Annotated in this window: 10 protein-coding genes and 1 tRNA gene; 3 read left to right on the forward strand and 8 right to left on the reverse strand. The window is 73.8% G+C overall.

Annotation, left to right across the window (positions count from 1 at the left end; all coding sequences use genetic code 11):
* Positions 1-158: 158 nt before the first annotated feature.
* Together OG500_RS17200 and OG500_RS17205 are read right to left on the reverse strand one after the other, a co-directional pair.
* A complete protein-coding gene (locus OG500_RS17200) occupies positions 159-710 on the reverse strand; it encodes a methylated-DNA--[protein]-cysteine S-methyltransferase (RefSeq protein ID WP_327067561.1) in 552 nt (183 codons plus the stop codon).
* Positions 707-1645 (reverse strand): helix-turn-helix transcriptional regulator, encoded by a 939-nt coding sequence (locus OG500_RS17205; RefSeq protein ID WP_329581168.1) that lies wholly within the window; start codon positions 1643-1645, stop codon positions 707-709. The genes OG500_RS17200 and OG500_RS17205 overlap by 4 nt, the downstream gene beginning before the upstream one ends.
* 168 nt (positions 1646-1813) lie before the next feature.
* Here OG500_RS17205 and OG500_RS17210 point away from each other — a divergent pair, with 168 nt between their 5' ends.
* Positions 1814-2584, forward strand: a complete 771-nt coding sequence (locus OG500_RS17210; RefSeq protein ID WP_327067563.1) for an SDR family oxidoreductase — start codon at positions 1814-1816, stop codon at positions 2582-2584.
* Here OG500_RS17210 and OG500_RS17215 read toward each other — a convergent pair.
* From OG500_RS17215 to OG500_RS17235, 5 genes are all read right to left on the reverse strand, one after another.
* The gene (locus tag OG500_RS17215; protein WP_329581171.1) at positions 2575-4362 is read right to left on the reverse strand and encodes a glycoside hydrolase family 35 protein; all 1788 of its coding nucleotides are present in this window, start codon (positions 4360-4362) and stop codon (positions 2575-2577) included. The two genes, OG500_RS17210 and OG500_RS17215, sit on opposite strands and share 10 nt — an antisense overlap.
* A gap of 113 nt (positions 4363-4475) precedes the next feature.
* Positions 4476-4757, reverse strand: coding sequence for a hypothetical protein (locus OG500_RS17220; protein WP_327067565.1), 282 nt, complete (start codon positions 4755-4757; stop codon positions 4476-4478).
* Positions 4758-4841: 84 nt separating this feature from the next.
* Entirely contained in the window at positions 4842-6653 is a 1812-nt protein-coding gene (locus tag OG500_RS17225; protein ID WP_329581175.1) for an ABC transporter ATP-binding protein, read from the reverse strand.
* The gene (locus OG500_RS17230) at positions 6650-8380 is read right to left on the reverse strand and encodes an ABC transporter ATP-binding protein (protein WP_329581177.1); all 1731 of its coding nucleotides are present in this window, start codon (positions 8378-8380) and stop codon (positions 6650-6652) included. Before OG500_RS17230 ends, OG500_RS17225 begins: the two co-directional genes overlap by 4 nt.
* A gap of 461 nt (positions 8381-8841) precedes the next feature.
* Positions 8842-10092, reverse strand: coding sequence for a M23 family metallopeptidase (locus tag OG500_RS17235; RefSeq protein ID WP_329587612.1), 1251 nt, complete (start codon positions 10090-10092; stop codon positions 8842-8844).
* A gap of 179 nt (positions 10093-10271) precedes the next feature.
* Here OG500_RS17235 and OG500_RS17240 point away from each other — a divergent pair, with 179 nt between their 5' ends.
* Positions 10272-11144, forward strand: a complete 873-nt coding sequence (locus OG500_RS17240; protein ID WP_327067568.1) for a polysaccharide deacetylase family protein — start codon at positions 10272-10274, stop codon at positions 11142-11144.
* A gap of 657 nt (positions 11145-11801) precedes the next feature.
* Positions 11802-13202, forward strand: coding sequence for a hypothetical protein (locus OG500_RS17245; protein ID WP_329581180.1), 1401 nt, complete (start codon positions 11802-11804; stop codon positions 13200-13202).
* A gap of 198 nt (positions 13203-13400) precedes the next feature.
* Here OG500_RS17245 and OG500_RS17250 read toward each other — a convergent pair.
* Positions 13401-13474: transfer RNA gene (locus OG500_RS17250), tRNA-Thr, on the reverse strand.
* Positions 13475-13645: the final 171 nt, after the last annotated feature.

Consider the following 13645-nt stretch of genomic DNA (forward strand, 5'->3'; position numbering starts at 1 on the left):
CAGAGTGGGGCCACGACGATCACAACGCAATCACTCGGACGAGTGATTGCATGAGCGGATCAATAAGTACGATTAGCCAGTCTGCTCGATTTACTGTTCGGGAGAATTCCGCGCAGAATCGTTCCTCGATTGGTCCGGCAGTGGTCAGAAAGGGTCCGTCAGCCGGGGCCGTCCCAGTCCAGGGTGGGTGCCAGCCAGCCCTCCAGGGTCAACAGCCAGCGCTTGACGTCCAGCCCCACCCGCCCGTTGCCGAAGCCGCCCAGCCCGTCCGCGGCCACCACCCGGTGGCAGGGCACCAGCACCGCCAGCGGATTGGCGCCCATCATCTGGCCCACCGTGCGCGCCGCCAGCCCCGGGCTCTGCGCGACGTCCTCGAACACCCCGCTGCGCTGGGCCAGTCGGCCGTACGTGATGGTCTCGCCGTAGGCCACCGTCCGGTACAGCGTCTCGAGCACCACCTGGTGCGGACCGCTCGCCAACCGCCAGTCCACCGGCAGCGCCAACTCCCGTGAAACGCCCGTGAAGTACGCGGCGAACCGCTCGGTGACCGCCGCCACCCGGCGCCGGTCGGCGCAGCGCGGCGCACCACCGGGCACCGACTCCGGCGTGAACTGCACACTCGCCACCCCCCGTTGGGTGACCCCGACGCTCAGCGGCCCGGTGGGCAGCGGGCTGGGCACGGTGACCCACTCGATCGCGCCGCCACTCATGACCGCTCCCCGGCCACGGCCTCGCCGACCGCGGCACCGGCCCCCCGGCCGGCTCCGCCCGCCGGCACCGCTCCGCCCTCAGACCCCGCTCCGGTCGCCGGCCCCGCTCCGGTCGCCGACCAACTGGCCAGCAGCGCGAGCCGCTGCGCCGTCGCACTGCCCGCCTGCGCCGTGTAACCGACCAGCGTCTGGTCCGGGTCCCCCGGCAGCGCCAGCGTCTCGTAACCCAGCTCCAGGTCACCCACCAGCGGGTGCCGCACCAGCTTGGTGCCCCAGGTCTTCTCCTTCACCTGGTGGTCCGCCCAGAGCCGGCCGAACTCGGGGCTGCGCACCGAGAGCTCGCCCACCAGCGCGGAGAGCTTGGCGTCGTCGGGATGACGCCCCGCGTCCAGCCGCAGGTAGGAGACCGTCTCGGCCGCCACCGCCTCCCACTGCGGGTAGCACCCCCGCGCCGACGGGTCGAGGAAGACCTGCCAGGCCATGTTGCGCCGGGTGAGGGCCGAGAAGCCGGCCACCGCGTCGGCCAGCGGGTTCCAGGCCAGCACGTCCAGTCGCCGCCCGAGGACGAAGGCCGGCACGTCCGCCATCATGTCGAGCAGCCGAAGCAGCCCGGGCCGCACCTGCTGGCTGCCCCGGACCGGCACCGCGCGCCGGTCGCCGGAGCGCGGCGGCCTGGCCAGCACCCGCAGGTGCTCGTGCTCCACCGCGTCCAGTTCCAGCACCCGGGCCACCGAGTCCAGCACCGCGTCCGAGACGCTCTGACCGCGGCCCTGCTCCAGGCGGATGTAGTAGTCCACGCTGACCCCGGCCAGCTGGGCCACCTCCTCCCGGCGCAGGCCGGGCACCCGGCGGTGCCCGTAGGAGCGCAGCCCCACATCCTCCGGCTGGATCCGCGCCCGGCGCGACCGCAGGAACTCCCCCAGTGTGTTCTCCATACGATCAAGCCTAAGTCCCGGCGCCGACAGCCTTCCTGGTACTGGCAGACCCAGGAACAGCATCACCCTGCCAGGTCGCCCGGGACCCGAGCAGCATCGGTTCCACCGGCACGGACGCCGCGCTGCCGCAGGCCTCAGGCCGCCGCAGATCCTCAGAGGGAGACCGAGATGACCATCACCAGCTACCCCGAGCTCGCCGGCCGCACCGCCGTGATCACCGGCGCCGCCTCCGGCATGGGCGAGGCCACCGCCCGCCTGCTGGCCGCCGGCGGGGCCCGGGTCGCGTTGCTGGCCCGCCGCGCCGACCGGCTGACCGAGTTGGCCGAGAAGATCACCCTGGGCGGCGGCCAGGCCCTGGTGGTGCCGGTCGACATCACCGACCAGGCCGCCGTGGACGCCGCCGCCGCCCAGGTCCGCGCCGCCTTCGGCCGGGCCGACCTGGTGGTCAACTCGGCCGGCGTGATGCTGCCCAACCCGGTCGCCGAGGGACGGACCGACGAGTGGACCCGGATGATCGACACCAACCTGACCGGCGCGCTGCGGGTGATCAACGCCTTCCGCGACGACCTGGTGGCGGTCGCGGCCGAGGGCGGCACCGCCGACCTGGTCAACGTCTCCTCGATCGGCGCCCACAGCGTCTACCGCGACTTCGCCGTCTACTCCGCCACCAAGGCCGCGCTGACCCACCTCTCGACCGTGCTGCGCGCCGAGTTCGGCCCGCTGGACGTGCGGGTGACCAACATCGAGCCCGGCCTGACCCGGACCGAGCTGGGCAGCCACATCGACAACGCCGGCATCTCCGCCGTCCTGGACGGGATGTTCGAGAGCATCCCGCCGCTGACCTCCGAGGACATCGCGGACCTGATCGGCTGGACCGCCAGCCGCCGGCGCGGGGTCAACCTGCGCCAGGCAATGATCCTGCCGACCCGTCAGGTCTGAGCCGTGCCCGGTGTCCGGTCGAGGACCGGCTCGGCGACCAGTGGCAGCCCGTCGCCGGCCGGGCCGTGCAGCTCCAGCAGCACCACCTCGTTGCGGCCCGGGCGCAGCAGCGGCCCCGGCAGGTAGAGGGTCTGTTGCGGCCCGATGTCCCAGTACCGGCCCAGCAGGAAGCCGTTGACCCAGACGAGGCCCTTGCCGTGGCCCTCGGTCAGCACGAAGGCGTCGGCCGGGCGGTCGACGTCGAGCACGGCGCGGCGCAGCACCGGACACTCCGTCAGATTTACTGTCGGATCGGCCTCCTGCGGGAACGGCAGGCCGCTCGGATCGTCCAGCGGCAGCCCGTACATCCGCCACCCCAGCAACAGTTGCCCGCCGAGCCTGACCCCGCCGGTGATGCCCTTGCGATCGGCGAGCTGCGGCCCGTAGTTGACCCGTCCCAGGTTCTCCACCAGCAGGTCGAGCCGGGCTCCGCCGGCCGGGACCGCCAGCCGGAGCGCCTGCTCCCCTTCGGCCGTGCGGTCCAGCACGCCCACCGGCCGGCCGTCCAGGAAGACCTGCGCCCGGTCGCCGAGCCCGTCCACCACCAGCTCGGCCGTCTCGCGCGGACCGCTGATCCGGGTGCGGTAGAGCACGAAGCCGTAGGACTGGTCGAGTTCCTCCATCGCTAGGGTGGCGGCCGAGTGGACCGGGGCGGCCAACTGCTCCGCGAGGTCGAGCAGCGGCAGCGGGGGGCCGAGGGGCAGTGTCCGGGGCGGCAGCGTCTGGGCCGGCTCCTCGGCGGGCGGTTTCGGCACCTCGGTGTAGCGGCCGAGCACTTCGCGGAACGCCCAGAACTTGGCCGTCACCCGCCCGTCCTCGCTGATCGCCGCGTCGTAGTCGTAGCTGGTCACAGTGGGGCGCAGCCGCCCGTCCTCCAGGTTGGCGCCGTTCAGGTAACCGAAGTTGGTGCCGCCGTGCGCCATGTAGAGGTTGACCGAGGCGCCGGCCGCCAGCAGCTCGTCCAGCACCCTGGCCGCGTCGGCCGCGTCCCTGGTGTGGTGCGGCGAGCCCCAGTTGTCGAACCAGCCGTTCCAGTACTCCATGCAGACCGCCGGCCCCTCGGGCAGGTGTCCGCGCAGCACCTCGAAGCTCTCCGCGACCCGGTCACCGAAGTTGACGGTGGGCAGCACCCCGGGCAGCGTGCCGCCCTGCAGCATCGGGTGGCTGGGGCCGTCGGAGGTGAAGAGCAGCGATTCGGCCCCGCGCCGGCGCAGGCCCTCGGCGAGGTGGCGCAGGTAGTCCGCGTCATTGCCGTAACTGCCGTACTCGTTCTCCACCTGGAGCGCGATCACCGGTCCGCCCGCCTCGGCGAGCAGCGGGCGGACCACCGGCAGCAGCGCGTCGAACCAGCGGTCGACGGCGGCCAGATAGCCGGGGTGCGCACAACGCAACCGCATCGCAGGGTCCTTGAGCAGCCAGGCGGGCAGGCCCCCGAACTCCCACTCGGCACAGATGTACGGCCCGGGCCGGAGCAGCACCTTGAGGTCCTGCCGCTCGGCCGCCCGGACGAACGCCACCAGGTCGAGCCGGCCGGTGAAGTCGTAGCTGCCGGGCCGCGGTTCGTGCAGGTTCCAGGCGACGTACGTCTCAACGGTGTTGAGGCCCATCGCGCGCAGCAGGGCGAGCCGGGAGTCCCACTGCTCGGGCAGCACCCGGAAGTAGTGCAGTGCACCGGAGAGGATCCGCAGCGGACGGCCGTCCAGCGTGAAGCCGTCCCGGTCATACGTGAGGCTGGGCATCGCGAGAAGCTCCTCGGGGTGGGGTCTCGACGGGCGCGGTGAACTGCCGCCCAGCAGACCACGCGGCTCGCCGCGGGTCGAGCGGGGCGCGCCCACCCCCGCTGTGCGGCTCGTCACGCCCGGCCGGAGCGGTCTTCACCCCATGCAGCGGCGGACCCGGGGTCCGCCGTTCGCAGAGCGGGGAGGTCGACCATCACCGGCCCCGCCCGTTGGGTCTGCCAGCCATGGGTGCAGTCGCCCAGCGCACCGCCGGGCTCCCAGCCGGTCATACCGCCTGCGGCCGTGAAGCTCGCGTCGAGCCAGTGCCCCCGCGCCGGACCGGTCCCGGCGGTGGTGTCCTGCACCGCGGCGGCCGCCGTCCGCAGGGTGTCCGGGTGGACCCGGATGTCGTTCAAGGCCGCCCCCTCGGCGCCCGGTGACGTGTCGCGACAGGGAGCACAGCGGGACGGCGGCCACTGGGTCGCCCTCGAATTTTTCGGTCAATCACCGTTCGAATCAGGCGAGTTCCCCTCCTCCTCGGCCGCCGCACCCACCGCCCAGAGCCCGGCGTAGACGCCGCCCAGAGCCAACAGCTCCTCGTGCGAGCCGAGTTCGACGATCTGCCCGGCCTCCATCACCGCCACCCGGTCGGCGTCGCGCGCGGTGTGCAGCCGGTGGGCGATCGCGATCACCGTGCGGCCGGCCAGCACCGCCGCCAGCGAGCGCTCCAGGCGACGGGCGGCGCGCGGGTCGACCAGCGAGGTGGCCTCGTCCAGGATCAGCACCCTTGGATCGGCCAACACCAGGCGCGCCAGCGCGAGTTGCTGGGACCGGGCGGGCGAGAGCTCGACTCCGCCGGCGCCCACCGGGGTGTCCAGACCCAGTCCGCCTGCCCACTCCCAGGCCTCCACCGCGCGCAGCGCCGCGACCATCTGCCGCTCGTCGGCCGCCGCCCGGCCCAGCGCGAGGTTCTCGCGCAGCGAGCCGTGGAAGACGTGGTGCTCCTGGGTCACCAGGGCGACCTGCCGACGCCGTTCGTCCAGCGGCAGCTCGGCCAGCACCGCGCCGTCGACCAGCACCGCGCCGCGGTGCGGCGGGTGGATGCCCGCCAGCAGCCGGCCCAGGGTGGACTTCCCGGCGCCCGAGCTGCCGACGATCGCCAGCCGCTCCCCGGGGCGCACCTCCAGGTCGACCCCGCGCAGCACCGGCTGCCCGGCCCGGTACTCGTGGCCGACGCCCACCGCCCACAGCAGCCCGGGGCCCCGCCGCCGCTGCGTCGGATCCTTCTGCCGGGCGGGGGCCGCGGCCTGCGCCACCCCCAGCAGGCGGGCCAGCGAGGCGCCGCCCACCTGGAGGGTGTCGAGTTGCGCGATCACCGTGTCGACCGGTCCGATGGTCTGCTGCACGTAGAGGACGGCCGCGGTGACCGCCGCCAGCGAGGCCATGTGGTGCAGGTAGTAGAGCCCGCCGATGACCAGCGTGGCCACCACCGGCAGCACGTAGGCGGTGTCGGAGATGGGCAGGAAGACGGTGCGCAGCCAGAGCGTGTGCCGCTCGGCCGCGTACGAGCGGGCGATGTCCCGTCCGGCCCGCTCCTGCCTGCGGTGGGCGATCCGCAGCGCCTCCACCGTCCGCGCGCCCTCGACGGTCTCGGTCAGGCCCTCGGCGAGCTGGGCGTAGGACGCGTTCGCGGCCAGGTAGCCGGCCCGCGCCCGGGACAGGTACCAGCGCGTCGCACCCCACAGCACCGGCACGGCCACCAGGCACGGCAACGCCAGCAGCGGCCCGAGCAGCAGCACCGCGCCGAGCGTGAGCACGATGGTTCCGGCCGAGACCAGGGTGTCCGGGACGGCCTGGCGCACGGCCCGGGAGAGCGCGTCCACGTCCCGGGTGGTGCGGCTGACCAGGTCGCCGGCGCCGGCCCGTTCCACGATGGCCGGCGGCAGCGCAAGCACCCGCTCGACGAACTCCTCGCGCAGCTCGGCCAGCACCTTCTCGCCCAGCCGCGCGGAGGCGAAGACCGCGACCTGGAGCAGCCCGGCCTGCAGGGCGACCGAGAGGCAGATCAGCAGCCCGGTGCGGGCGGCGTGGTCGACGCCGCGCCCGGACTGCTCGACCAGTTCGCCGAGCAGCCGCGGGGCGAGCAGCCCGCAGGCGGCCGCGAGCGCGTGCAGGGCCAGTGCACCGGCCAACTCGGCGGGGTGGTGCAGCGTCAACCGGCGTGCGTACGAGCGGACGTCCCGGGCGGAGGCGACGGGCAGCATGGCAGCGTCGTGGTCGGTGCCGGTGTCGGTGTCGGTGACAGCGGTCATGCCGGGTCCCCTCCTCGGGTGACGACGCTGCGGTACTCCGGGTCGGCGAGCAGCTCGCGGTGCGTTCCCTCGGCGACCACCTTGCCGCCCGCGACCAGCACCACCTGGTCCGCTTGGGAGAGCAGGATCGGGCTGGTGGTGAAGGTCACCGTGGTGCGCCCGGCCCGGGCGGCGCCCAGCTGCTGGGTGATCCGGGCCTCGGTGTGCGCGTCGACCGCACTGGTGGGCTCGATCAGCACCAGCACCTCGGGGTCGACCAGCAGGGCCCGGGCCAGGCGCAGGCGTTGCTGCTGGCCGCCGGAGAACTCCCGCCCGGACTCGGCGATCCGGCCGTCCAGCCCACCGGGCAGCGCCGCCACGATGTCGCGGGCCGACGCCGCCGCCAGGGCGTCCAGCAGCAGCCGCTCCTCGGCCACGGCCCGGTCCGCCGGGTCGAGTTCACGACGCAGCGGCCCGCTGAACAGGCGGGCGTCGCCGGGCGCCACCAGGATCCGCTCGCGCACCTCGGCCAGCGGCAGCTCGGTCAGCGGCACACCGCCGTACCCGGCCGCCGAGTCGGTGTAGCGGCCCAGCCGGTCGGCGAGTCCGGCGGCCTCGTCGGGGTCGGCGCAGACCACGGCGGTCCACCGGCCCGGCTGGACCCGCAGCCCCGTCCCGGGGTCGTGCAGCACGCCGCAGGCCGGCATCACCGCCCGCCCCGCGTCGGCCAGTTCCGGCTCCAGCGTGAGCAGCCGGATCACCCGGGCCGCCGCCACCCGGCCCCGGGTCAGCTTGTCCGCGGCCTCGGTCAGCCGACGCAACTGCGGTGCCAGGAAGACCGCGTAGCCGTAGAAGGCGACCAACTGCCCGATGCTCAAACGGCCGTCCAGCACCTCGCGGGCGCCGAGCCAGACCACGACGGCCACCAGCGTCCCCGGCAGCAGCACCTTCGCGCCGTCCAGCAGTGCCTCCACCCGGGCCAGCCGGACCCCGGAGCCGCGCACCCGCTGCGAGGTCGCCCGGTAGCGGTCGGCGAAGATCCGCTCCCCGCCGATCCCGCGCAGCACCCGCAGCCCGCCCGCGATGTCCACCGCGAGCTCGGTCAACTCGCCCTGCCCGGCGCGCAGCTGTTCCTGGCGGCGGTGCAGCGGACGGATCAGCCGGGCCACCGCCCAGGCCATCAGCGGCACCCCCACCAGCACCACCGCGCCCAGCTCGGGAGCCGTGCTCAGCATGATCACCGCCACCGCCACCGCGGAGACCGCGGCCCCCGAGGCGCGCGCGGCCACCTCCATCAGCCGCCCCAGCGCCGCGATGTCGCCGCTGCCGACGCTGACCACCTCGCCGGCCGAGACCCGCTTCGGCAGGGTGGCGCCGAGCCTGCCGGACTGACGCGTGATCAGTTCGGCGGTCAGGTAGGTCGCGCCGAGCTGGCCCATCAGGCTGCACCGGTCGCGCAGGATCGCCGCGGTGTTCACCACCAGGCCGAGCAGCAGGACGGCCCCGCCCCACCGCAGCAGCGCGTGCTCGTCGCGCCCGACCATCCCGCTGTCGATCGCGCGCCCGATCGCGGCCGGCACCAACGCCTCCGCGAGCAGGCCGACCACCCCCAGCAGCACGCCCCAGGCCACCGAGACCCGCAGCCGGCCCGCCAGCCAGCGCAGGAAGCGCTGCGGTGACCGGCAGTCCGGCTGCTCCCCCGCCGCGTCGGCCCCCGGGCCGGCGCCCCCGGCCGGGACGTAGCGCATCGCCCGTCCGAGCCCCCAACCCCCGTCACCCGTCGCCGCCGCCACCGCTCCTCCGTCCGTCGTGCCTGCCGGGCGCCGCTGGGCACGCGCGGGCAAGCCGTCCGCGCACCCCGAGTCCGTGTCGGACCGGCGGGCGGGCGGACGGCTGGTCGGTGCGTGTGATCGCCGACCGCCGGTCAGCAGCGGTCGATCGTCAACGGCGGCGGACGGCCGGATGCGGCCTCGGTCGGCCAGAGGAACCGGCGGGCGGAGAAGCGCCCCACCCGGTCCTCACCCCGAGCCCGCGGCACTCGAAGTCCGCCGGGACATCCTGCTGGACGGGTGCACACGGAGCAAGCGAAATAGCGGCGTCGCCGCCGGGCCGCACCGGACGCACTCGGGCGACCTCGGACGCACTCCCGGGCGACACCGGCAGCGCCCCCGGGCAACACGGGCAGCGCTCCCGGCCCCCGGCGGCCGGGTCAGCGGTCCAGCCGTCGCCCCCGCCACGGCGTGCGCCCGGGCCGGCCCACGAGCCGCACCGGCACCGGCACCAGCTCGCCGCCGACCCGTGCCGCGGCGTGCAGATGCAGGTGGGGCTCGGTGGTGTTGCCCGAATTGCCCACCTCGGCCAGCGGCTGCCCGACCTCGACCCGCTCGCCCACAGCGACCCGCAGGCTGCCCGCCCGCAGGTGCGCCAGCGCCAGCACCACCGCCCCGCCGGCCTCGACCCGCAGCAGCAGGTGGTTGCCGTAGGCGTGCTGCCGCACCTGCGGCGCCGGCTCGAACGGGCTGGCCTGCACCGGCTGGTCGGCCTGCCCGTCGAGGACGGCGAGCACCGTCCCCGCGCAGGGCGCGGCCACCGTGGCGCCGTACGCCTGGTAGGCCGCGAGCCGGCGCGGGGCCGGACCCCGGGCCCTGGCGCCGAAGCGGTTCAGGCAGAGCAGGTCCAGCGCGTACCGCTGGACCGGGTGCCCGGCATGGTGGTTGACGCCGCCCCCGCCGCCCTGGCCGATCAGCACCCGGCTGCCCGGCAGCGGGTTGGCGATCAGCAGCGGCGCGCGCTCGCCGGGGACCTCCCGCAGGCCGCGCAGGATCGCGGCGGCGGCCAGCCAGGCCGACCCCGCGAAGGCGAGCCGCAGGTAGCCGCCCCGACCGGTCGGCAGGGCCGGCAGCCGCGCCAGGCCGACGGCCGCCAGGACCAGCGCGGCGGCGACCACCGGCAGCCGGGCGTACTGGCTGGCCCAGCTCCAGGGCACGCCGAACCAGCAGACCACCGCCAAGGCGGGCACGCCCGCCAGCGCGGCCAGCGTCCCGGCCCGGCTCCCGGCCAGCACCGAGTCGACCGCCATCGCCAGCAGGACCAGCAGGAAGCCCAGCGCGATCGCCGGCCCCCGCAGGTCGCGCAGCCGCTCGCCGACCGACCGCGGCCGTTCGGCCGGGACCGGCTCCAGCAGCAGTTCGGTGATCAGGCCGCGCCCGTCCACCGCCACCCGCGCCTCGACCACCGCCCGCGGGCAGCGCACCCGGTAGCGGCCCGGCGACGCCTCGTCCGCCCCTGCCGCATCGTCCGGTTCGATCGTCCACACCCTGCCCAGCAGCGGCCGGAGCTCGCGGCGGAGCTCCGCGAGTTCCTCGCCGGTCACCTCCGCCAGGAACTCCGGAGCGAAGAGCGAGTGATCAGGACGCGAACCTGTCAGATAATCTCGCAAGCGCTCCTGCTCGACATCCATCCTGCTCACGCGCGCGTTCCCCCTCGCACGACCTTCGGACCCCCCGGATCGCCGACTCAGTCTCGTTCCGGGCGACCGGCCGGTCAAGCTCAACCTCCGCTCCCCGTGGAACTGTTCGGGCCCGCACCGCGTCGATCGATACGTATCCGTCCCGCCACCCCAGTCCTGAGGTCCCACTGATGCCGATACCCAGGCCCTCTCAGCCGGCCGACCCGTCCCGCTCGGCCTCCCCCTTCTTCCCCTCCCGCCGCCGCCTGCTCACCTGGGGCACCCTGGGCGCGGCCTCGCTGGCCTCCGCCGCGCTGGCCGGCTGCTCGGACTCCGCACACGCCCACACCGGCGCCACCCCGGGCGAGAGCCCGTCAGACTCCTTCTCCCCCAACGCCACGGTCGACCCGAACGCCATCTCCGCCCTGCCCAGCCCCGCGGCGGCCTCACCGGTGGCGGTGCGCACCAAGCCGGTCTTCAAGGTGCACGACATCCTGCCGAACGCACCCGCCGACGCGATCGCGCTGACCATCGACGACGGCCCCGACCCGGTCTACACCCCGCAGGTGCTGGCGCTGCTGCGCAAGTACGACATCCGGGCCACCTTCAACGTGGTGGGGATCCCTGGGCACGCCCACAAGGACCTGATCCGCCAGCTCGCCGCCGACGGGCACACGGTGGCCAACCACACGATGACCCACCCGCAGCCGCTCTCGAAGCGCACCCCCGCGGAGATCGAGAAGCAGATCACCGACGCGCAGTCGGTCATCGTGGACGCCGGCGCCCCCGCTCCGACCCTGTTCCGCTCACCCGGCGGCGACTGGTCCCCGGCGATCTTCGCCGCCGCCGCCAAGTACGGGATGCTCCCGATCGACTGGGACGTCGACCCGGACGACTGGAAGCGCCCCGGCGTCCCGAAGATCACCGAGAAGCTGATGGCCGCCAAGCCCGGCGACATCCTGCTCTGCCACGACGGCGGCGGCAACCGCTCGCAGACGGTGGACGCGCTGAAGACCGTGCTGCCCGCGCTCAAGGCCAAGGGCCTGAGCTTCGTCACGCTCTGAGGCGCATCCGTCGGCACGACCGTGGCACCAGCCGCACTGACCAGCCGAGCGCCCCGAACAATGACCAAGGGCCAGGCCCCGGGACAACCCCGGTGACCTGGCCCTCGTCGTGCGCTGTGGAGCTCGAAGCCCGGAGTGCGCGATCACCTGACCCGAGCTGGGCCTGCTCACACTGAGCGAGTGCGCCTTGATCTACCCGTGAAGGGCCGGTGCTCTCCGTGGCTCCCTGCTTGATCGGCCAGGTTCCGGGGCGCGCACCTGCCTGAATGGACGGTGCGAGCCCGGAGCTTCGCGTGAAGGTTGCTGACGCGGGATCTCCACACTAGTGCAGTCGTCTTGGCTGGATTGCGGCGAACTTCCAGGCAGCGCACGGCTTCCACCGGGGCGTCAACCGGTGCCCCTGCCGCAGTGGACGGACCGGGGCACAGGCCATGGGGCGGGCCAGCGGACCGGGCCGTACGAGACGGACTGCTGACGGGCCGCGGAGCGCCGCAGGAGGGCCTCCTGGTCCGTTACACGGTGGTGACGGAACCACGATGGTGGGCAGACGGATGATCTGACAAGATCTTCACATCGCAGCCGCTGAGACTCACGAACGAGCAGCGGACCGACTTCTGACGCTCATACGCATTGATCATTCCCTGGGGGGGAACCACCATGTCCGCGCGCTCGCTCGCACGCCGCTCCCGTCTGCTCTCAGCCATCGCCCTCTCCGTCGCCACCGGCGCCGCCGTACTCGCTCCGGCTACCGCGTTCGCCAGCCCTTCGGCCGCGACCCCGCCGGCTCCGCCCGCCGCCAAGCCGCTGACCGCCAAGCTCTCGGCACCCTCGAAGATCACCCCCCTCACCCGCGGCGGCGACACCGAAGAGATGACCCTGACGGTCACCAACGACTCCGACCAGCCGCAGCCCTTCCACCCCTACCTCGCCGTGACCAACACCGGCCCGGCACTCAACATGACGTCGCTCAGCTTCAGCGCCCGGGCAATCGACGCCCCGCCCACCTGGGGCACGGCGACCTGGAGCTCCGCCGGCGCCGGCGGCTACGTCCTGCCGGACCACCGGATGAACGACATCCCGTTCACCGTCCCGGCCCACCAGACCTACACCTGGTCCGTCTCCGTCGGCGCCACCACCTACACCCCCGCCGACGACACCGCCCTCACCTACACCCTCACCAACGACGCGGCCAACAGCACCAACCTCGGCTCCGTCACCTTCCCGATCGCCCCGCCGGCTCCGCCCGCCGCCAAGCCGCTGACCGCCAAGCTCTCGGCACCCTCGAAGATCACCCCCCTCACCCGCGGCGGCGACACCGAAGAGATGACCCTGACGGTCACCAACGACTCCGACCAGCCGCAGCCCTTCCACCCCTACCTCGCCGTGACCAACACCGGCCCGGCACTCAACATGACGTCGCTCAGCTTCAGCGCCCGGGCAATCGACGCCCCGCCCACCTGGGGCACGGCGACCTGGAGCTCCGCCGGCGCCGGCGGCTACGTCCTGCCGGACCACCGGATGAACGACATCCCGTTCACCGTCCCGGCCCACCAGACCTACACCTGGTCCGTCTCCGTCGGCGCCACCACCTACACCCCCGCCGACGACACCGCCCTCACCTACACCCTCACCAACGACGCGGCCAACAGCACCAACCTCGGCTCCGTCACCTTCCCGATCGCCCCGAGCACCACCGCTGGCGGGGGAGGCTCGACCACCGGCCAGGGCGCGTCGACCACCAACCAGGGCGGCTCGACCACCAACCAGGGCGCGTCGACCACCAACCAGGGCGGCTCGACCACCAACCAGGGCGCGTCTGCCGCCAAGCCTGCAGGTGTCGCGGCGCCCGCCGCCATGGTCGCCCCGGCCGCCGTTGCCGGCGTCCCGGTTGCCACCACGCTCACCAGTGACACCACGGCCCCCGCCGCCCACGACCTCGCCTTCACCGGCGGCGGCAGCGACGCCGTCCCGCTGGTCGGGGCCGGCGGCACCCTGGTGGTGCTCGGTGCCGGTGCGGTCCTCTACTCCCAGCGCCGCCGGGCTGCTGCGCAGGACTGACCGCTGCACGGCACGACACCCGCAAGGTGCTCAGCACGGAGGCAAGCACGACAAGGACGACCACCGGCGGCTTCTGGCACGCCAGTGGCACAGCCGGAGTAGCCACCCGCGCCGCTCGAACAACGACGAAGGGCCAGTTCCCCGGGATCACCCCGCTGAACTGGCCCTTGGCGCGTCCGTGGACAAGCTCCATCTCTGAGCCCCCTGTCGGGTTCGAACCGACGACCCCCGCTTTACAAGAGCGGTGCTCTGGCCAGCTGAGCTAAGGAGGCATGGCGGCCGGCCACGGTGAGCCCGTGGTGGCAACCGGGTGGCAGTCTACCGGCAGGGGTGGCCGGTGTGGGGGTGGGCGGGTGCTGAGAAGGGGACGGGAAGTGGGGGTGGGGGTGGGCAGTGTGATCGGACTGGTATGAGGAGGGGCTGACAATCGGACGAACGGACAG

The organism is Kitasatospora sp. NBC_01250 (genome assembly GCF_036226465.1).
Taxonomy (GTDB): domain Bacteria; phylum Actinomycetota; class Actinomycetes; order Streptomycetales; family Streptomycetaceae; genus Kitasatospora.

Excerpts from the sequence above, each read along its gene's own strand:
- OG500_RS17200 (WP_327067561.1), bottom strand. The coding sequence starts at position 710 with ATGAGTGGCGGCGCGATCGAGTGGGTCACCGTGCCCAGCCCGCTGCCC.
- OG500_RS17225 (WP_329581175.1), bottom strand. The coding sequence starts at position 6,653 with ATGACCGCTGTCACCGACACCGACACCGGCACCGACCACGACGCTGCC.
- OG500_RS17235 (WP_329587612.1), bottom strand. The coding sequence starts at position 10,092 with ATGGATGTCGAGCAGGAGCGCTTGCGAGATTATCTGACAGGTTCGCGT.
- OG500_RS17205 (WP_329581168.1), bottom strand. The coding sequence starts at position 1,645 with ATGGAGAACACACTGGGGGAGTTCCTGCGGTCGCGCCGGGCGCGGATC.
- OG500_RS17215 (WP_329581171.1), bottom strand. The coding sequence starts at position 4,362 with ATGCCCAGCCTCACGTATGACCGGGACGGCTTCACGCTGGACGGCCGT.
- OG500_RS17245 (WP_329581180.1), top strand. The coding sequence starts at position 11,802 with ATGTCCGCGCGCTCGCTCGCACGCCGCTCCCGTCTGCTCTCAGCCATC.
- OG500_RS17230 (WP_329581177.1), bottom strand. The coding sequence starts at position 8,380 with ATGCGCTACGTCCCGGCCGGGGGCGCCGGCCCGGGGGCCGACGCGGCG.
- OG500_RS17240 (WP_327067568.1), top strand. The coding sequence starts at position 10,272 with ATGCCGATACCCAGGCCCTCTCAGCCGGCCGACCCGTCCCGCTCGGCC.
- OG500_RS17210 (WP_327067563.1), top strand. The coding sequence starts at position 1,814 with ATGACCATCACCAGCTACCCCGAGCTCGCCGGCCGCACCGCCGTGATC.